Consider the following 20,356-nt stretch of genomic DNA (forward strand, 5'->3'; position numbering starts at 1 on the left):
TTCTTCTTATAGAAGGCTTTTTTCTTTTACTATCTTCATAGAACGGGGGAATGATCGTGGGGTTTTTGCAAGACTTAAAAGAACGCATCCTTATCGCCGATGGAGCGATGGGAACGCTATTATACTCGCACGGCGTCGACCGATGTTTTGAAGAACTAAATTTATCAAAACCGGAAGACATCATTCACATTCATGAAGCATATATCGCCGCGGGCGCAGAAGTAATCCAAACGAATACATATGGCGCCAACTATGTCAAACTTGCCCGCTACGGATTGGAAGATGAAGTGCCATCCATTAACCGCGCGGCAGTAAGGCTCGCCAAAAAGGCGGCGGGAAATAAAGCCTATGTGCTTGGAACGATCGGCGGATTACGGAGCATCAACAAAAGCGCCGTTTCCATCGACGAAGTAAAGCGGACGTTTCGCGAGCAATTATTTGTGCTTTTAAACGAAGACGTCGATGGCTTATTGCTCGAGACATATTACGATTTGGAAGAATTGCAGACGGTGCTTGCGATTGCGCGCAAAGAAACGGATAAGCCGATTATCGCGCACGTCTCCCTCCACGAAGTTGGCGTCTTGCAAGACGGCACTCCCCTTTCTGAAGCGTTGGCGCGCTTGGAGCAGTTGGGAGCTGATGTCATCGGTCTAAATTGCCGTCTCGGTCCATATCATATGATTCGTTCACTCGAGGAAGTGCCGCTGCCGAAAAAAGCGTTTCTTTCCGCGTATCCGAACGCAAGCTTGCCGGATTATCGCGACGGACGGCTTATCTATGAAACAAACACCGATTATTTTAAAGAAACGGCTCTTGCCTTCCGTGAACAAGGCGTGCGCCTGATTGGCGGGTGCTGCGGCACGACGCCGAAACATATCGAAGCGATAGCAAACGCCTTAACCGATCGGACACCGATTACAGAAAAAGTCGTTAAACAACGTCATGTTCCGATTTCTATCCAAACAAACGAACCAAATGCCGTACCGCCGTTGCAAGATATCGTACGTAAGCGGCGCTCGGTGATCGTTGAGCTTGACCCGCCGAAAAAATTAGGGATCGCGAAATTTTTAGAAGGCGCCAAAGCGCTGAAAGAAGCGAACATTGATGCGTTGACATTGGCCGATAACTCGCTGGCAACTCCACGAATCAGCAACATGGCGCTCGGCTCCATCGTCAAAGAGCAGCTCGGCATCCGCCCGCTTATTCATATTACCTGCCGCGACCGCAATTTAATCGGCTTGCAGTCGCACTTGATGGGCCTGCATACGCTCGGCATCACCGATGTGCTCGCCATCACCGGAGACCCATCGAAAATCGGCGATTTTCCTGGAGCGACATCCGTCTATGATTTATCTTCCTTTGATTTAATCCGGCTGATTCGCCAATTTAACGAAGGGCTTTCGTATTCCGGAAAATCGCTCGGGCAAAAAACAAACTTCTCGATTGCCGCGGCCTTTAACCCGAACGTCCGTCATTTAGATAAGGCTGTAGAGCGTCTGGAGAAAAAAATTCAATGCGGCGCCCATTATTTTATCACCCAGCCGCTTTATTCCGAGCGGCAAATCGAAGAGGTGTATGAAGCGACGAAGCATCTTGAGACGCCGATTTACATCGGCATTATGCCGCTAGTGAGCGCGCGCAACGCCGATTTCCTTCATCATGAAGTGCCGGGAATTACTCTTTCTGATGAAATCCGCTCCCGCATGGCGGCATGCGCGAATGACCCAGTGCAATCTGCGCGCGAAGGAATCGCAATTGCCAAATCGCTCATTGACGCCGCTTTTGACTTATTTAACGGCATCTACTTAATTACGCCGTTTTTGCGCTATGAAATGACCGTCGAACTCGTTCGCTACATTCATGAAAAGGAACAAGCCGCACAAGAAAGGAAGGTACTCCATGGGTAACATCACACTTGAGCAACAGCTCGAAAAAAAAATATTAATTATTGACGGCGCAATGGGAACGATGATTCAAAGCGCGAAGCTCTCAGCTGATGATTTCGGCGGAGAAGCATACGAAGGATGCAACGAATATTTGACGCTCACCGCCCCGCATGTGATCGAGCGCATTCATGAAGCATATTTGCAGGCGGGAGCGGATATTATCGAAACAAACACGTTCGGTGCGACAAGCGTTGTGTTAGATGAATATCATCTTGGCCATTTAGCGCTAGAGTTAAATATCGAAGCAGCTAGGCTTGCGCGCAAAGCCGCCGACGCCTACTCTACTCCCGAATGGCCGCGCTTTGTCGCCGGTTCAATGGGACCGACGACAAAAACGTTATCCGTTACAGGAGGCATTACGTTCGAACAATTAGTTGCCGCTTACGAAGAACAAGCGCGTGGACTATTGCTTGGCGGAGTCGACTTGCTTTTATTAGAAACGTGCCAAGACACCTTAAACGTCAAAGCTGGATTTATCGGCATTTCCAAGGCGTTTGAAGCGGTCGGAAAAAAAGTGCCGATTATGATTTCCGGGACGATTGAACCAATGGGAACAACATTAGCAGGACAAACGATTGAATCGTTTTTCATCTCCGTCCAGCATATGAAGCCGTTCGCGGTCGGATTAAACTGCGCGACCGGCCCCGAGTTTATGACCGACCATTTGCGCGCGCTCGCTTCCTTGGCGAACACTGCTGTAAGCTGCTATCCGAACGCTGGGCTTCCGGATGAAGAAGGATGCTATCACGAGACACCGGAAATGTTAGCGAAAAAAATCCAACGATTCGCTGAAAAAGGATGGATTAACATCGTCGGCGGCTGTTGCGGAACAACCCCGGAACATATTCGCGCCATCGCCGAAGCGGTCCGGGACATTCCACCGCGGCCGATTCCGAAATCTTTTGACGTTCATGCCGTCTCCGGCATCGATCCGCTTATTTACGATGAAACAATGCGTCCGCTGTTTGTCGGCGAGCGGACAAACGTAATCGGTTCGCGCAAATTTAAACGGCTCATCGCCGAAGGAAAATATGAAGAAGCGGCGGAAATTGCCCGCGCGCAAGTAAAAAACGGCGCGCACGTCATCGATATTTGCTTGGCCGACCCGGACCGCAACGAACAAGAAGATATGGAAAAGTTTATCCAACAAGTTGTAAAAAAAGTAAAAGTGCCGCTTGTCATTGATTCGACGGATGAACGCGTTATTGAACGCGCTCTCACTTATTCACAAGGGAAAGCAATCATTAACTCGATTAATTTGGAAGACGGCGAAGAACGGTTTGAAAAAGTCATTCCTCTCCTTCACAAATATGGTGCTGCCGTCGTTGTCGGAACGATTGATGAACAGGGAATGGCGATTCATGCTGAGCGGAAGCTGGAAATTGCCTTGCGTTCGCATGACTTGCTCGTCAACAAATACGGAGTTTCCCCGCATGACATTATTTTTGACCCGCTTGTGTTCCCGGTCGGCACCGGCGATGAACAATATATTGGCGCGGCCAAGGAAACGATCGAAGGCATCCGTCTCATTAAAGAACGGCTTCCGCAATGTTTAACAATACTTGGCATCAGCAATGTCTCATTCGGGCTTCCGCCGGTTGGGCGGGAAATTTTAAACTCCGTCTTTTTGTACCATTGCACGCAGGCCGGGCTCGATTACGCGATCGTCAATACAGAAAAATTGGAGCGATTCGCTTCGATTCCGGAAGAAGAAGTGCGGTTGGCTGAAGAACTGCTGTTTAACACGAACGATGAAACGTTAAACACGTTTATCCAATTTTACCGCGATAAAACGAAAGAACCGAAAAAAATAAAAACCGAGCTTAGCCTTGAGGAGCGGCTCGCGGGCTATGTCGTCGAAGGCACGAAAGAAGGATTGTACGCCGATTTGGAACAAGCGCTGCAAACGTATTCCGACCCGCTTGACATCATTAACGGACCGCTGATGGCGGGGATGGATGAAGTTGGGCGGCTGTTTAATAACAATCAACTCATTGTTGCCGAAGTATTGCAAAGCGCGGAAGTGATGAAAGCAGCGGTCGCCTTTTTAGAACCATATATGGAGAAAAAGGAAAACAGTACAAAAGGAAAAGTGCTTCTCGCCACTGTCAAGGGCGATGTGCATGACATCGGCAAAAACTTGGTCGACATCATTTTAAGCAACAACGGCTTTCACGTCATCGACCTAGGCATTAAAGTGGCGCCGCAAAAGCTGATCGAAGCCGTTCAAGCCGAAAAACCGGATATTATCGGTTTATCAGGGCTTCTTGTCAAATCCGCCCAGCAAATGGTCGTCACCGCGCAAGATTTGCGGCAAGCGGGCATCTCGATCCCGATTTTAGTCGGCGGTGCGGCATTATCGCGTAAATTCACGGAAAACAAAATCGCTCCGGAATATGATGGAATCGTATTATACGCAAAAGACGCCATGGAAGGACTGGCGCTGGCAAATCAGCTGCAGCACAACGAAATCGAATATACAAAAACAAAAAAGCAAGAAACGGAAACAGAAAAAACGACACCAACGGCTATTGCGGCAAAGTCGAACGTCTCGACCGACGTTCCCGTGTTTGTGCCAACAGATTTAGAACGCCATATATTGAAAGATATTTCGCTTTCGCATATTATTCCATACGTCAACTGGCAAATGGTATTAGGACATCACCTTGGGTTAAAAGGAAAAGTAAAACGGCTGCTTGAGGAAAAAGATGAAAAAGCGCTTATGTTAAAGCAAGTCGTCGATGACCTGCTTGACGAGGCCCAGCGCAACAACTGGATTACGCCAGCGGCGGTATATCAATTTTTCCCGGCGCAAAGTGAAGGAAACCGGATTTACATTTACTCGCCAAAAGACAAACGGACCATTATCGAAATGTTTGAATTTCCAAGACAGCCAAGAGAGCCATACCTTTGTTTAGCTGATTACTTGAAATCTACAGAAAGCGGACAAATCGACTATGTGGGATTTTTCGCCGTCACCGCCGGAAAAGGCATTCGCGAACTTTCGCAGCGATGGAAAGAAAGCGGCGAATTTTTAAAAAGTCATGCGATTCAAGCGCTGGCGCTCGAAATCGCCGAAGGATTAGCGGAGCTCATCCACCAAGTCATGCGCGACCGCTGGGGCTTTCCGGATGATCCGGATTTCACGATGGAACAGCGCTTTGCCGCGAAATACCAAGGGCAGCGCTACTCGTTCGGCTATCCGGCTTGCCCGAACTTGGAAGACCAAGAAAAGCTCTTCCGTCTATTGAACCCAGAAGAAATCGGCATCCATTTAACGGACGGATATATGATGGAGCCGGAAGCTTCCGTTTCCGCGATTGTCTTTGCCCATCCAGAAGCGCGCTATTTCAATGTGTTATAAAAAGCTGGCCCGATGTGGCCAGCTTTTTTATGCAATGTAGTCATCAATGATTGTTTGCCAACATTACATATTTCCCTGCCCATATCCCATACTAACGATGACAAACGATGCACAGGGAGGAATGGACAATGGTTACAAAACAACAAGCAACGCTGCCGCCGCAGCACCAAAACCGCCAGCCAGGTCTGCAAACAGAAATGAACCCGCAGCCTGTTTCCGTGAGTGAACAATACAAAGCAAGCGGGAAATTACATAATAAAGTTGCCATTATTAGCGGCGGCGACAGCGGCATCGGCCGGGCGGTCGCCATCCATTTCGCAAAAGAAGGTGCGGATGTAGCGATTATTTATTTAAACGAACAGGAAGATGCGGAAGAAACGAAGCGCCAAGTCGAACAAGAAGGAAGAAAATGCTTACTGATTGCCGGCGATGTCGGTGATGAACAGTTTTGCAAACAAGCGGTCAAACAAACCGTGGACCAATTTGGCAAACTAGACATCGTCGTCAACAACGCCGCGGAACAGCATCCGCAAAAAAGCTTGCTTAACATTACCTCGCAGCAGCTGGAAAAAACGTTCCGCACCAACGTCTTCGGCTACTTTTATTTGACGAAAGCGGCGCTCCCCTACTTGCAAAAAGGAAGTTCGATTATTAATACCGCATCCATCACCGCCTACGAAGGCAATGAGCAATTAATTGATTATTCCGCAACGAAAGGAGCGATCGTCGCCTTTACGCGCTCTTTGGCGAAATCTCTCGCCGGGCAAGGCATCCGCGTCAACGGCGTCGCCCCAGGACCGATTTGGACGCCGCTTATACCATCGACATTCACAAGCGATCAAGTCGCCACTTTCGGCTCCAACACTCCGATGAAACGGCCGGGCCAGCCGAGTGAAGTGGCTCCAAGCTATGTATTTTTAGCAAGCGATGAGGCATCCTATATTACGGGGCAAATGATACATGTGAATGGCGGGAAGATTGTAAATGGATAAGAATTATTAAAACGCACTTTAAACTATTAGCGAATAACACGTGATTTCATTGTTGTTGATAATTTTTCTAAATATTAATATTTTCGACAAACATTTTCGACAGCTTTTTGAACTTGTCGTACTGTAGCTTTATATAAAAAGCAGAATTTCTTATGATAATTTACGAAAGGGTTTCCTTTTCGAAAGAATATGGGAGGGAATAGTTATGAAAGCCGCTGTAGTTGAACAATTTAAGGAACCATTAAAAATAAAAGAAGTAGAAAAACCAACCATTTCATATGGAGAAGTATTAGTCCGCATTAAAGCATGCGGTGTTTGCCATACTGACTTGCATGCCGCTCACGGCGATTGGCCGGTAAAACCAAAACTTCCTTTAATCCCTGGCCATGAAGGAGTAGGAATTGTTGAAGAAGTAGGTCCAGGCGTAACCCATTTAAAAGTGGGCGACCGCGTTGGAATTCCTTGGTTATATTCTGCATGCGGCCATTGTGAATATTGTTTAAGCGGACAAGAGACATTATGTGAGCACCAAAAAAACGCTGGCTACTCAGTCGACGGAGGTTATGCTGAATACTGCAGAGCGGCGGCAGACTATGTGGTCAAAATTCCTGACAACTTATCATTTGAAGAAGCCGCTCCAATTTTCTGCGCCGGAGTTACTACTTATAAAGCTTTAAAAGTAACAGGGGCAAAACCAGGAGAATGGGTAGCGATTTACGGTATCGGAGGCCTCGGCCACGTTGCCGTTCAATACACGAAGGCGATGGGGCTTAATGTCGTTGCTGTTGATATAGGTGATGAAAAACTTGAACTTGCAAAAGAGCTTGGTGCCGATCTTGTTGTAAACCCTGCTAAAGAAGATGCGGCGCAATTTATGAAAGATAAAGTCGGCGGGGTTCACGCGGCAGTTGTAACAGCTGTATCTAAACCTGCTTTTCAATCTGCGTACAATTCTATCCGCAGAGGAGGAGCGTGCGTTCTTGTCGGATTGCCACCGGAAGAAATGCCTATTCCAATTTTTGATACGGTATTAAATGGAATTAAAATTATTGGCTCTATTGTCGGCACGCGGAAAGACTTGCAAGAAGCGCTCCAATTCGCCGCGGAAGGAAAAGTGAAAACAATTATTGAAACACAACCTCTTGAAAAAATTAACGAAGTGTTTGACAGAATGCTAAAAGGACAAATTAACGGGCGCGTAGTTTTAACGCTTGAATAAGACGGCAAGAGTGTTCTTGCCGTCTTTTTTCTTGCAGCGACACTTTTTATATCGCCAAGCGAAATTCCTCCAGCTGTCGGACAATCTCTTTTCCAATTTCAATCGAAGCGGTAGCGGCAGGTGACGGGGCATTTAAGACGTGAATCGAACGGCGGCCGTGGACAATATAAAAATCATCTACAAGCGTACCGTCTTCTTTTAATGCTTGCGCTCGCACTCCAGAAGGACCTGGAAGCAAATCATCCTCTTCGATATCCGGCATTAACTGTTGCACGTTTTTCACAAACTGTCTTTTGGAAAAAGACCTTGCCATTTCTTCCACCCCCTCTTTCGCATAGCGGGAGGCAAGCTTCCAAAATCCCTTAAAAAACAGAACGTCTTTTGTATCCATGAAACTGAAGTCCGTTTTTAAGTATCCTTCCCGTTTAAAACTTAAAACGGCATTAGGGCCTACATCGACCGTTCCATCTATCATTCTCGTAAAATGGACTCCTAAAAATGGGAAATTCGGATTTGGCACTGGATAAATTAAGTTTTTTACCAAATATCTTTTCTCCGGCTTTAATTGATAATACTCCCCTCTAAACGGGACAATCCTTAAATCCGTTTGAATGTTGGCAAGTTTTGCTATGCGGTCGGAATAAAGCCCGGCGCAATTAATGTAAAAAGACGTTTTGATCGTATGTTGGTTTGTATCGATGACCGCTTCATCGTTTTTTTCCGTAATCGATTCCACCTTATGATCGAGGAGAATTTGCCCTCCCTTCTCTTGAATGATTTCCGCCATTTTCTCCGCTACTTTTTTGAAGTTTACAATCCCCGTTGCCGGAACATGTATCGCTTTTATTCCGTTTACATATGGCTCCAATTCATGCAACTCGCGCTCTTCGATCATCCGTATAGAAAGACCGTTTTCAATCCCTCTTTTATATAAATTTTCTAGAAGAACGAGTTCTTCTTCCTTATTTGCGACAATAACCTTACCGCACATTTCTGCTTCTATTCCATGTTCGCGGCAAAAACGATACATTGCTTCATTGCCTTTTTTCGCTAATTTCGCTTTATAGCTTCCTGGCCGGTAATAAATGCCGGAATGAATCACACCGCTGTTATGTCCTGTTTGATGGGCGGCAACGCTCTTCTCCTTTTCCAAAACAGCAATTGCCGCATTTGGTTTCCAATTTAATATAGCCATCCCAACGGCAAGTCCGACAATTCCTCCGCCGATAATAACGTAATCGTACATCAACAGCTCACACCCTTCCATATGTTGCAACTTCATTTATTGAAATGAATATGGTTTCCTATCCTAAAATAAAATTTATAATAAGATAAGCAAAAAATCGAATAAAATATTCAGAAAATAAAAAATCTATACTCATGATGCATCCATATCGTAAATTCGCCACATAAAAGAATTAGTCTCCAACCACTTTTTAGCGATTGGAGACTAATTTTTCATTTTCGATAATAATCACACGAAAACCGCTTCACAATCCGATGCGGAATTATGATGCGTTTTACCGGTTCGTTCGGGTTGGCGATTTTTTCGATTAAACTTTTTGTTGCTTCATAACCGAGCTGGAAAATGTGGATGTCCACCGATGTCAGCGGTGGACGCGACATTTCCGCCAGCAGCGTGTTGTTGAAGCTGACGATCGAAATGTCATCGGGAACGCGCAGTCCCATTTCATCCAATGTCTTCAGCACGCCTAAGGCCATTAAGTCGTCGGCGACGACAAGCGCGGTCGGCGGATCTGCGAGCGAAAGCAACTCCTTCATCGCTTCCTGACCGCCTTCCTGCAGAAATTCTTCATGCATGATATAGTCTTCCCGATAAGGAAGCCCTGCTCCTTTTAATGCCGCCTCATAGCCGTGCAATCGGTCGACGGTCACTAAATATTTCTTATTTCCGCCGACAAAGGCAATTCGTTCGTGCCCTAACTCAATTAAATGCTGGGCCGCTTCTTTCGCCGCCCGATAGTTATCGTTGTCCACATGGGTGATTTGTTCTTCTTTTTGATGCGGCTTTCCGATAACAACAAACGGAAATTTATTTTTTTGCAAGTATTTCATCAGCTTATCATCGATGCGCGAATATAACAAAATCACCCCGTCCACGCGGCGGCCTTGAAGCATGTCGATGACTTCTTCATAAATTTCATCTTCTTCTTCTCCCGTCGACATTTGCAGCGCATATTTCTTCTCATGCGCCGCTTTGCTGATGCCGCGAATCACTTCTGGAAAAAACGGGTTTTGCAGCGCTAGTTCGGCAGCGCTCGGCATGACAATTCCGATCACCTGTGTCGCTTGACTCGCCAAACTGCGCGCAATAAAATTCGGATGATAGCCAAGTTCTTTCATTGCCTGTCGCACTTTTCGCTTCGTCTTCTCACTAATTCGCGGACTGTCGGCAATAACGCGGGAAACCGTGGAGGGAGCCACGTTTGCTCGTTTTGCAACATCTTTAATCGTGACGTTCATCTTTACTCCCCCATTGCTTTTTATCCATAGTATACGTTGTTTATCATGCTAGTCGCGCCTCATTATTCACTTTCAGCGCCTCTGTGCATATAGAAAGCCATTTTTCTTTTTATTCTACGTCGTCCGTTTCGGCCGCTTTTTGGCAAAATACAAAAACAGGGCAAATAATGCGTAAACAGCAACAAGCGCAGCAATAAACGGAATATTTATGCCTGTTTTATCGGCAACAACATAAAATTCCGCCGTTTCGCGATTGATAATAATATCATAGCCTTCGCTGTCGCTCCGCACTAAATCTCCGGCAAGCAGCCCGCGCAATTCTTTGCCAGGTGCAAGCTGTTCATTCGTAATATGCACTTTTTGCGTTTTGCTTGTATTATTAATCGCAATCACTGTTGTTTCCTCTTTATATTGCCGTTTGAATACAGCCATGCCGTCCTTCTCATACAGCAACGTAAAATCGCCTCGTCTTAGTGACGGAAGCTGCTTTCGCAGTTCCCCCAGCTTTTTGATATATTGAATAATTTCATCATCGGCACGGAAATTCATTAAGCGGCGGTTATCGGGTCTTCTCCCCCGTTCATCGCAATTTCCGTTCCATAATACATAATCGGAATGCCAGGAGCTGAGAATAAATATGATAAAGCAAGCTTTGTTCTGGAAATCGGGTTTTGTTTGTTGTCCAAAGCGAGCTTCGTAAACCGGACCGTATCGTGGTTGTCTAAAAATGTTCCCAGCAAATACGGACGGTCGTAAAATGTTTTATTATACTCCCATACGTCATAAAGCGGCCGCAATGATTGATCCCGTTTCGTCAATGTCGTCGTTACCGCATTGTAAAGCGGGTAATCGATGAAACCGTCAATTCCGTATTTTCCGTAATCCGCAATATAGCGCGGATCATCGGCCCATACTTCTCCAAGCAGCAAGAAGTCTTTTTTAACTGATTTTACTTCTTTGGAAAACTCTTTCCAAAATGATTTTGGCACATGGCGAACAGCATCTAAACGATAGCCGTCAATATCGGTCTGTTTGATCCACCACTTTGCCGCATCAATTAAATACCGCTTCACCTCAGGGTTTTCTTGCGCTAAATCAGGCAGTCCGTATATCCATCCATTTTCTGATTGTTTTTGGTCATTCCAGTCGAAAATTTCTTTTTTCTCATGAAACCAATCTTTCTTCGCTGGGTCGTTCAGCCATGGATGGTGGTAGCCGGTATGGTTGGCGACAAAATCCAGAATCACCTTCATGTTGCGTTTATGCGCTTCTTTCACTAACGTTTTTAAATCTTCCATCGTGCCAAAATGCGGATCGACTTTGTAAAAGTCTTGAATCCAATAGCCATGATAGCCGCCCGGTTCATTTTTAAAAATCGGTGTCAGCCAAATCGCCGTAAATCCCATATCTTTAATGTAGTCTAGTTTGGCGGTCACTCCTTTTAAATCACCGCCGTGATATCCTTTTGGATCATTGACATTAACGTCTTGGTCATTCGTCGGATCCATGTTGTTAAAGCGGTCGACCATAATAAAATAAATTGCCTCATCTTGCCATGTCCGTTCTTCTTTTTCAGCAGCTTGTACCGGAACCGCACAAAAAAGAAGAAACGGAAGCATAAATAAAGCGAATACTCGATTCCCCATTTCCGTTTCCCCCCTTGTATCATAATATCGTTTTGACTGTCGGAAAGGGGTAATATCACCTTTATCATAACGGTTATTACTCTTTTGTTCCACCTAATGAGTATATAAAAAGGGGGAATTTATTATACAGCAATTTCTAAAACGATTACACTAAATGAACAGAAAAATGAAGGAAACGGGGGCGCTTTTTATAAACGTTATTTCACTGCCCCCTCCGACACTCCTTTTATAATCTGTTTTTGCGCAAAGAAATATCCAATAATGACTGGAAGGATTGCAATTGTTAACCCCGCAAGAGCCAAATGCCATTGTTTCGTGTATTCTCCAAAGAAGAAGAACATTTTTAGAGGGATCGTATGCATTCCTTCTTTATTGATCACAAGCGAAGGCAACAAATAATCGTTCCATATCCAAATGGTATTTAAGATTGCAACGGTAACAGTGATCGGTTTAAGCATCGGAAATATAATATGCCAAAACACTTGAAAACGATTAGCCCCATCTATGATTGCCGCTTCATCTAATGACTTTGGAATGCCATTTAATGTCCCATGATAAAGGAAGATAGAAAGACTGCATCCAAACCCTAAATACATGAATATTAATCCAATTCTATTTAACATATCCATCTGCCCAAAAATATAAATCAAAGGGATCATGACGGACTGAAATGGAATGAGCATCGCTCCAACAAAGATGAAAAATAATAAAGAACTCATTTTTCCTTTTCGTCTTGAAAGCGCATAAGCTGCCATGGATGAAAATATAATGATGATGCTGACACTGACAATGGTAATGAGCAAGGAATTAAAAAAAGTTTTCACAAAATCCAGCTCTTGAAAAGCTTCAACATAATTTTCAAATGTAAATGTTTCAGGTAATCGCAAAGTATCTGTAAATATTTCTCTCTTTGTCTTGAAAGAGTTTACAATCATTAAATAAAACGGAGCTAGCCAAACTAGAGCTAAAATAACCCCGAGGATTTCAACAACGTACTTCTGTGCTCTCCTCATTACATCTCCACTTCCCTTTTTTTATTGAAATACACTTGAGTCAAGGAAATTACGGCAACAATCACAAAAAATATCACCGCTTTTGATTGCGCATAAGCCATTTGGTTTTCGCTAAATGCTGTTTTAAAAATCTCCATTGCGATCATCTGTGTGGAGTTATAAGGGCCTCCGCCTGTTAAAGATAAGTTCTGGTCATACAGTTTAAAAGAGTTGGATAATGTTAAAAATAAACTTACGGTAAAAGCTGGCGCTACAAGCGGAAAAGTAATATGGCGAAAACGTTGGAAGCGATTAGCTCCATCGATCTCGGCAGCTTCTAATAACTCTTGCGGGATGCTTTCTAAATATGCAATATAAATAACCATAATGTAGCCTGCCATTTGCCAGCTCATTAAAATAACAAGTCCCCAAAAACCTGTTTCTGGTGTCGATAACCAGCCTTTTAAACTTTCTATGTGCAGGTAATTTCCTACATTAGCAAACACTTTAATAAAAATGAATTGCCAAATAAAACCGAGTATTAAACCTCCTATTAAATTCGGCATAAAAAAGATCGTTCGAAGAATTTTATACGTTTTTATTTTTTGAGTGACAATTAACGCAAGAGTCAATCCAAACAAATTAATAAAGAGCACAGACGCAATAGAAAACTTGGTTGTAAACCAAAGGGAGTGTAAAAATTCCTTGTCTTGAAAAACATTTATATAATGCTTAAATCCTACAAATTCAGTACTTTGAATCCCATTCCAATTAGTGAAAGAGTAGTATAAACCAAAAATAAACGGTATGATTACAACAACGGTTAGCGCTATAAGAACTGGAGCCAAGAACAGCCAGTACCATAATGGTTGTTTTCTCATGGAAAACGCCTCCAATATAACTAAACTGACAAGAAGAATTAAAAAATATAGGTAGATTTCATCAAAAAATTTGAGTGTATTTTCGTTCCGTCTCCCATTTAACAGAGAAATAGAAGAAAACAAAGCAACTTACCATAGTGTTATTTTCTTCTATGCCACAATAATCAATTATTTTACTATTCAAATGAGAGTGGGGCATGCGATACCACATGCCCAGTCGATAGAAAAGCCATTTGAAGGACCGATCGTAACTGGTTTTTATTAGTTAAATCAACACGCCTGATTTATTTATTTCTTGCTTCTTCCCATTCTTTTTTAGAATTTGCAATTAATTCATCCCATTTCATCTTTCCGCTTACATATTTTTGGATATTTACACCTAACTTATCCATGCCCCATCCTGTTGGATATCCCATGAATACCCAACCAATCGTTTTTCCTTGTTGAGCATAATCATAAATTTCTTTAGATAGTGGGTCAGAAATTTCCGAAGAATCATATCCATCATACGCCGGAATAAATTTAAATTCATTCAAAACAATTTCTTTTCCTTCATCAGATGTGTATAACCAATCTAAGAATTTTTTCGATTCTTTTACTACTTTTTCATCTTTATTTTTGTTTACTGCCCAATACATCGGAACACCGACTGGAATGACATCCTCTTTATATCCTTCAATTGGTATTGGCAAAATGCCGATATTTTTCTCTGCTAATTCTGGATCGATATCTGCGATTGAGTTATATACCCAGTTCCCCTGTTGAATGATCGCTACACGTCCCGTAGAAAATAATTCTTCCACTTGTTGCGAATAATCTAGACTTACAGTAGGCTGCACAGAATATTTATTTTGTAAATCAATTAATTTTTTCATTGCATCGCCGTACTTAAATTCAACGGTTTTTGCATTAAATGCGTTTACAACATTTGAATCAAATTCAGGCGCTAAAAATACATTAGATAGGTGAAGCCCAGTTACCCAAGTTTCTTTAGCAGGAAAAGCAAAAACAGCATCAATGCCTAAAGATTTTTTTTCTTTGTCCAGTTTTTTGACTGCATTTTCTAAATCAGAAAAAGACTTAATATTTTTTGGATCAATACCCGCTTTTTTAAATATTTCTTTATTATAAATTAGTCCATATCCTTCTTGGTTATATGGAAGTCCTAAAATTTGATCGCCTTTCTTAACCCCATCAAGCGTTCCTTCAAGAGCTAGGGATGCAGCTTTTGTATCTGACAAATCAGCCAATTTATCTAACCAATCTTCCACATCTTGCGGACCACCGACGTTAAAAATCGCCGGTTCATCTCCTGAAGCAAATTTTGATTTAAGTGCAGCACCGTAGTCTTCACCGCCACCGACTGTCGTAATATTAATTTTGACACCCGGATGCTCTTTTTCATATTGTTTTGCTAATTTTTCAAATTGATCTTTAAATTCCACTTTAAATTGGAAAATGTCAATTGTCACTTGATCATCTGAGCTTTTGTTCCCAGAATCATTAGATGAATTAGATGAAGAACATCCAAATAACGCTACACTTAACAACAAAAATAATGAAAGAGCAGCTAAAAAGACCTTTTTTGCTTTCATTTTTCGTTTCCCCTCCAAATAAATTTTCGGAAACCGTTTGCACAAAATAGCACAAAATGAAAACGGTTGCACTTTTATTTTCATTATACAACACTTGTTTTATTTATCAAGCATTTTTTCAAATTAACTCTTTTATAAAAATTTTCATCTTCCTAAATAATCTCGAAATGCGCAAACGATTTCTCTTTTTACATCCGATGCACAGTACGGCGATATTCTGTCGGTGTAACTCCTTCGATTTTTTTGAAGAGTCTTGAAAAATAGGCGCCATCTTCAATTCCTGCTCTCTTGGCAATCGCTTCAATCGTTTCATTCGTTTCTGCCAACCATTTTTTTGCTTTTGACAAGCGATAATAATTCAAATATTGCACAAAACTCATGCCAATTGTTTTTTGCATACAACGGGTAATGTAGTCAGGATGAAATCGTAATGATTGAGCGAGCTGCTGAATCGTAATCGGTTCAGCATAATGCCGTTCGATGTAAGCAACCGCTTCGGCACACACTTTTTCAGAAGCGCTTGGAATATGCAGCTCCTGTTTTTGCAATTGCCAAATGAATTCAACAAAATAGAGTAATTGCTTTAATGAACGATCTGGATCTCTCTCCTCATTCAGCTCGACTAATTGTTGAAGCAATTGTTCGATGCGTTCCCTTTGCTTTACTTTCGCATATTGCCGTATCCAAAAACGATATTGAACCGACTCGACATATGTTGCTTCCCTCTCAATGACATTTTGCCAGCTTAACGACTGTTTTGGAACGACGTCATATCCTCCTTCGATCGTAAAATGAAGCCAAACTAGTTGTGTTTCTTCCGTGCAAGGATAATGCCCGTAATGCTCTCTTCCCGGAATAAGAATAAGATATTCTCCTTCTTTTACAGCAAATTCCTTGTTTTCTTCTGTCATATATAAGCATCCCTTTTTCACATATAACAAATCAAACACAGAAAACGTCCGTCGAAAATGTTTTTGTCCTTTTGGAAATACGCTTTCTGCCCCTTTAATAAAAATCGGAAACGGCGGAAAAGAAAATGTTATGTATTCCATTCCAAACATCCTTTCACATGTCGGAAATATACAAATCAAATCGCTCTTTTCTCTTCTTATTATGCAATAAACTAGATAAACTTGATATAGTTTTAAAGTCGGAATGATTAAAGGAGTTGTCTTGATGAACACCGATCAGAAAAAGCTTTCCTTATTTGCGCTGACATGGCCGATTTTTATTGAAACGCTATTATATATGGTCATGGGAAATGCCGATACATTGATGCTAAGCCAGTATTCGGATCACTCTGTTGCCGCTGTCGGCGTAGCGAATCAAATTTTTGCTGTGATTATTGTCATGTTTAATTTTATTGCCTTAGCCACTGCCGTCTTAGTGGCGCAATATTTGGGGGCTGAAAGAAAGCAGCATGCAGTGGAAGTTTCGCTCATCTCTATCGCTGTTAACTTTTTGTTCGGCCTTGTACTTAGCAGTGTGCTATTCTTTTTCGGAAAGCCAATTTTATATACGATGAAACTATCGAACCATTTGCTTACAGAGGCGAACGACTATTTAATGATCGTCGGCGGATTTTTATTTATTCAAGCGCTCATTATGACCATTGGAGCTATATTAAAAAGCTATGGTTTTACCCGTGAAACGATGTACGTAACCATCGGCATGAACATACTGAATGTGATTGGCAACTACTTATTTATTTTTGGACCGTTCGATTTTCCAGTATTAGGAGTAAAAGGGGTGGCAATCTCGACAACCGTCAGCCGTCTCATCGGATTGATCGTTATCTTTTCTTTATTATTGAAACGGACAAAAATGCCATTTTCATTATCCGTTCTTCGTTCTTTGCCATTTCATCATATCCGGGATCTATTGAAAATCGGAATTCCATCCGCTGGAGAACACTTGGCGTACAATACGGCGCAAATGCTTATTACGTATTTTATTACTTGGCTTGGAGCAGAAGCGTTGACAACGAGAGTATATACGCAAAATATTATGATGTTTGTTTTTTTATTTGGCATTGCGATAAGTCAAGGGACGCAAATTCTTGTCGGCCATCTCGTCGGGGCCGGACGCTATACAGAAGCATATACACGTTGTTTAAAAAGTTTGCGCAGCGCCATCGTCATCTCGATCACGATGGCATCGATTAGTTTCATTTTCTCAAGACAGCTGCTTTCATTGTTTACAGATAATGAACAAATTATCGAAACAGGCCGATTGCTTCTCTTATTGACAATAGTATTAGAGCCCGGACGTTCGTTTAATCTCGTTATCATTAGTTCACTGCGGGCAGCTGGAGATGTTAAATTTCCAGTATATATGGGGATATTGTCCATGTGGGGCGTTAGTGTTGCCATTTCCTATTTTCTCGGTATTGAGGCTGGTTTAGGACTGATTGGGGTATGGATTTCCTTTATTGTTGATGAATGGCTGCGTGGATTGCTGATGTTATGGCGTTGGCGTTCGAAAGTGTGGATGAGAAAATCACTTATACCAAGCATAGAAACTGCATAGACAAAAAGAGCTGCGACAAAGGCAGCTCTTATTCTTTTATAGTAATGCCGTATTTTTGGAACCAAACATGCACTTGGCCAAGATACGCCAATAGTTGTGGTCCTGTCATTAACTGTCCAAACCAAGGCGCTTGGAATGATTTTCCTTCTGTTTCCACTAACTCTTCTAATTTTTTCGCATCAAAAAATTCATAAAGAATCGATGAGCGGTCGTGCAATAATTCTTTTACCCAATTTTTTACTAGCTTCGTATAAAGCGGATGGTGGGTTTTCGGATACGGGTTTTTTTTGCGATATAACACTTCCTCTGGTAAAATTCCTTCCAATGCCTTGCGCAAAATGCCTTTTTCGCGGTTGCCGTACATTTTCATCTCCCAAGGAATATTCCAAACATATTCTACTAACCGATGATCGGCAAACGGCACGCGAACTTCCAAACTCGCGCCCATACTCATGCGGTCTTTTCGATCCAAAAGCGTTGTCATAAACCAAATCATGTTCAAATAAAACAATTCGCGCCGCTTCGCATCTTCCGCGCTTTCCCCTTCCAGTCTTGGAACCTCCGCGATCGTTTCACCAAAGCGCTTTTGTACATATTCATCCAGCTGCAATTTCTTTCTCCAATCTTCTTTTAATAAATCCATCCGTGCCTCTGTCGAACGCATCCAAGGGAATCCGTTCCGCGCTAAATCGTCAGGACGGTGAAACCATGGGTAGCCGCCAAAAATTTCGTCCGCACATTCCCCGGATAAACTAACGACAAAATCTTTTCTTATTTCTTTGCAAAACCATAGCAACGAAGAGTCCACATCCGCCATGCCCGGGACATCACGGACGATCACCGCTTCCTGTAAATGATGAAACAAATCTTCCTGACTAATGACACAATGATGATGGACGGTTTGGAATGTTTTTGACATTAGTTCAATCCAAGGTGCATCGGCATTTGGCTGAAAATCATTTGCTTTGAAATATTGGTCGTTCCCTTCATAATCAATCGAATACGTATGAAGTCGTCCTTTTCCTTCCTTTTCAAACGCCATTGCGGCAATGGCAGTAATGGAACTGGAATCAACCCCTCCTGATAAAAACGTACAAACAGGTACATCAGAAACAAGTTGGCGCGTAACAGCATCGATAAGAAGAAAACGGAGTTTTTCTACCGTTTCATCTAACGAATCTCTATGCACATCGCTTTGAACATTCCAGTACGCCATACTTTTATTCCTTCACGGGAAAACGTTAAGGCATGCGCTGGGCGCAATTCTTTCATTCCGCGAAACACTCCATGCCCTGGTGTCCGTGACGGACCTAATCCAAACACTTCTGCTAGTCCTTCATAGTCCACTTCTGCTTTTACTTCCGGATGTGCCAAAATTGCTTTCATTTCTGAGCCAAACAAAAGACTATCATGGACATGCCGATAAAAAAGCGGCTTCACGCCAAGTCGGTCCCGCGCTAAAAATAGCTGTTCGCGCTGTTCATCCCAAATCGCAAAAGCAAAAATTCCGTTAAAATAATCAACACAGTGCTCTTTCCACTCTATATAAGCGTTTAATAATACTTCCGTATCCGAATGCCCTTGGAATGTATACCCCTTTTTTAATAGTTCTTTACGAATGTCTTCTGTATTATATAATTCTCCGTTATAACAAACGGTATAACGATACCCATTTTTCATTCTTGTCATCGGCTGTTTGCCGCCTGCTGGGTCGACCACGATAAGCCGCTTATGCCCAAATGCGGCATGTTCGCTAAACCAAGCATTCGTATCGTCAGGTCCACGTTTCGCTAATGTTTCTGTCATTTTAGAGATAATCTCTTTTTCCATTCGCAAGTCGCGCTGAAAATCAACCCAACCGGTGATACCACACATACGAACCAATCCTTTCTTGATAGATAACAAAAAAGCTATTTTTAACATAACACGTCCCGAACGCCATACCTTTTCTTTTCCTTAGCTAAGCCAAGCTATCTCGCGCTTGAGGGATTTTATCATAGTTCTTCCCGCCTTCGCTTTCTTTTTAATTTGGCATTCTCCGTATTGGCATGATTCCATTTTATGCAGCACCTCTCATTTCGATGAATTGTCCGATTGTAAGAACGATGTGAATAAATGGAAGACAATTTGGCAAAACAGGAAATAAAGGAGGAGGAAAAGTGAACATCGAACATCGTCTTCAATGCATAAATGAACAAAAACGCGCTTATATACAAGGAACGATTGAATTCGTAAACGACGAGTGGATCTTTTTTGATGAAGAAGATGAGGAAGCATCATTACTTGAGGAAATGACAGAAGGAAATATAGAGATTTTCCGCCATGGTCATTGGATGTGCGGCCAATTACAAAAAGACGGGATGGTCGATATAGGGATCGAAGTTTTCCCGCTTCAAAGCGGCGAACACGTCCGTTTTCGAAAGCGGCTTCCATACGCTTATCAACAATGGCTCGAATCGCTTTCGGATAAAACGTTTTTTCATTTTGTACAGTGGCTAAATGAACTCGGCTTTTCTTTATACGATTGTTTATACTGCTATAATGGATTGTTATTTAAAAAATATTCTGGTGTTAATTTTATTATTTATGATAATACTGAATTCATTAGCAACGTCCAACATTACTATGAGCGTGGAGATACATATAAAGACCGCTTTGAAATCACATTTAATACCGGAAAACGGTTTATTTGCGCGCACATCGGATAA

The 20,356-nt window shown here is 42.6% G+C and carries 12 protein-coding genes and 2 pseudogenes; 6 read left to right on the forward strand and 8 right to left on the reverse strand.

Annotated features, from left to right (window positions below; translation table 11 throughout):
- Positions 1-56 precede the first annotated feature (56 nt).
- The 4 genes from NXM86_RS14370 (at position 57) to adhP (ending at position 7,521) form a co-directional block, all read left to right on the forward strand.
- Complete coding sequence (locus NXM86_RS14370; protein WP_498958203.1) at positions 57-1,907, forward strand: bifunctional homocysteine S-methyltransferase/methylenetetrahydrofolate reductase; 1,851 nt, start codon at positions 57-59, stop codon at positions 1,905-1,907.
- Positions 1,900-5,310, forward strand: coding sequence for a methionine synthase (gene metH / locus NXM86_RS14375; RefSeq protein ID WP_498958205.1), 3,411 nt, complete (start codon positions 1,900-1,902; stop codon positions 5,308-5,310). Before NXM86_RS14370 ends, metH begins: the two co-directional genes overlap by 8 nt.
- A gap of 128 nt (positions 5,311-5,438) precedes the next feature.
- The gene (locus tag NXM86_RS14380; protein WP_498958206.1) at positions 5,439-6,302 is read left to right on the forward strand and encodes an SDR family oxidoreductase; all 864 of its coding nucleotides are present in this window, start codon (positions 5,439-5,441) and stop codon (positions 6,300-6,302) included.
- A gap of 205 nt (positions 6,303-6,507) precedes the next feature.
- On the forward strand, positions 6,508-7,521 hold the full coding sequence (gene adhP, locus NXM86_RS14385) for an alcohol dehydrogenase AdhP (RefSeq protein WP_498958208.1): 1,014 nt from the start codon (positions 6,508-6,510) through the stop codon (positions 7,519-7,521).
- Positions 7,522-7,567: 46 nt separating this feature from the next.
- Here adhP and lhgO read toward each other — a convergent pair whose 3' ends face one another.
- From lhgO to NXM86_RS14420, 7 genes and pseudogenes are all read right to left on the reverse strand, one after another.
- On the reverse strand, positions 7,568-8,767 hold the full coding sequence (gene lhgO / locus NXM86_RS14390; RefSeq protein ID WP_171699047.1) for an L-2-hydroxyglutarate dehydrogenase: 1,200 nt from the start codon (positions 8,765-8,767) through the stop codon (positions 7,568-7,570).
- Positions 8,768-8,979: 212 nt separating this feature from the next.
- On the reverse strand, positions 8,980-10,005 hold the full coding sequence (locus tag NXM86_RS14395) for a LacI family DNA-binding transcriptional regulator (RefSeq protein WP_062753848.1): 1,026 nt from the start codon (positions 10,003-10,005) through the stop codon (positions 8,980-8,982).
- Between the two features lie 114 nt (positions 10,006-10,119).
- Positions 10,120-11,651: pseudogene (locus NXM86_RS14400) on the reverse strand (alpha-amylase family glycosyl hydrolase).
- Between the two features lie 197 nt (positions 11,652-11,848).
- The gene (locus NXM86_RS14405; RefSeq protein ID WP_062753852.1) at positions 11,849-12,664 is read right to left on the reverse strand and encodes a carbohydrate ABC transporter permease; all 816 of its coding nucleotides are present in this window, start codon (positions 12,662-12,664) and stop codon (positions 11,849-11,851) included.
- Positions 12,664-13,524 carry a carbohydrate ABC transporter permease gene (locus NXM86_RS14410; RefSeq protein WP_081189458.1) on the reverse strand — a complete coding sequence of 287 codons (861 nt, stop codon included), beginning with the start codon at positions 13,522-13,524 and terminating at the stop codon, positions 12,664-12,666. The genes NXM86_RS14405 and NXM86_RS14410 overlap by 1 nt, the downstream gene beginning before the upstream one ends.
- Positions 13,525-13,808: 284 nt before the next feature.
- Positions 13,809-15,119, reverse strand: a complete 1,311-nt coding sequence (locus tag NXM86_RS14415) for an ABC transporter substrate-binding protein (protein ID WP_062753856.1) — start codon at positions 15,117-15,119, stop codon at positions 13,809-13,811.
- Positions 15,120-15,307: 188 nt separating this feature from the next.
- Positions 15,308-16,171 carry an AraC family transcriptional regulator gene (locus NXM86_RS14420; RefSeq protein WP_081188619.1) on the reverse strand — a complete coding sequence of 288 codons (864 nt, stop codon included), beginning with the start codon at positions 16,169-16,171 and terminating at the stop codon, positions 15,308-15,310.
- 124 nt (positions 16,172-16,295) lie between these two features.
- On the opposite strand from NXM86_RS14420, the gene NXM86_RS14425 reads away from it, so the two are divergent.
- Positions 16,296-17,648, forward strand: coding sequence for an MATE family efflux transporter (locus NXM86_RS14425; RefSeq protein WP_498958209.1), 1,353 nt, complete (start codon positions 16,296-16,298; stop codon positions 17,646-17,648).
- A 28-nt stretch (positions 17,649-17,676) separates the two neighbouring features.
- On the opposite strand, the pseudogene asnB reads toward NXM86_RS14425, so the two are convergent.
- Positions 17,677-19,523 (reverse strand): annotated as a pseudogene (gene asnB / locus NXM86_RS14430) (asparagine synthase (glutamine-hydrolyzing)).
- A gap of 284 nt (positions 19,524-19,807) precedes the next feature.
- On the opposite strand from asnB, the gene NXM86_RS14435 reads away from it, so the two are divergent.
- Positions 19,808-20,356 carry a DUF2777 domain-containing protein gene (locus NXM86_RS14435; protein ID WP_081188621.1) on the forward strand — a complete coding sequence of 183 codons (549 nt, stop codon included), beginning with the start codon at positions 19,808-19,810 and terminating at the stop codon, positions 20,354-20,356.

It is taken from the genome of Geobacillus sp. CX412 (assembly GCF_027942335.1).
Taxonomy (GTDB): domain Bacteria; phylum Bacillota; class Bacilli; order Bacillales; family Anoxybacillaceae; genus Parageobacillus_B; species Parageobacillus_B toebii.

Excerpts from the sequence above, each read along its gene's own strand:
- NXM86_RS14380 (WP_498958206.1), top strand. The coding sequence starts at position 5,439 with ATGGTTACAAAACAACAAGCAACGCTGCCGCCGCAGCACCAAAACCGC.
- NXM86_RS14415 (WP_062753856.1), bottom strand. The coding sequence starts at position 15,119 with ATGAAAGCAAAAAAGGTCTTTTTAGCTGCTCTTTCATTATTTTTGTTG.
- NXM86_RS14405 (WP_062753852.1), bottom strand. The coding sequence starts at position 12,664 with ATGAGGAGAGCACAGAAGTACGTTGTTGAAATCCTCGGGGTTATTTTA.
- NXM86_RS14410 (WP_081189458.1), bottom strand. The coding sequence starts at position 13,524 with ATGAGAAAACAACCATTATGGTACTGGCTGTTCTTGGCTCCAGTTCTT.
- metH (WP_498958205.1), top strand. The coding sequence starts at position 1,900 with ATGGGTAACATCACACTTGAGCAACAGCTCGAAAAAAAAATATTAATT.
- NXM86_RS14425 (WP_498958209.1), top strand. The coding sequence starts at position 16,296 with ATGAACACCGATCAGAAAAAGCTTTCCTTATTTGCGCTGACATGGCCG.
- NXM86_RS14395 (WP_062753848.1), bottom strand. The coding sequence starts at position 10,005 with ATGAACGTCACGATTAAAGATGTTGCAAAACGAGCAAACGTGGCTCCC.
- lhgO (WP_171699047.1), bottom strand. The coding sequence starts at position 8,767 with ATGTACGATTACGTTATTATCGGCGGAGGAATTGTCGGACTTGCCGTT.
- NXM86_RS14420 (WP_081188619.1), bottom strand. The coding sequence starts at position 16,171 with ATGGAATACATAACATTTTCTTTTCCGCCGTTTCCGATTTTTATTAAA.
- adhP (WP_498958208.1), top strand. The coding sequence starts at position 6,508 with ATGAAAGCCGCTGTAGTTGAACAATTTAAGGAACCATTAAAAATAAAA.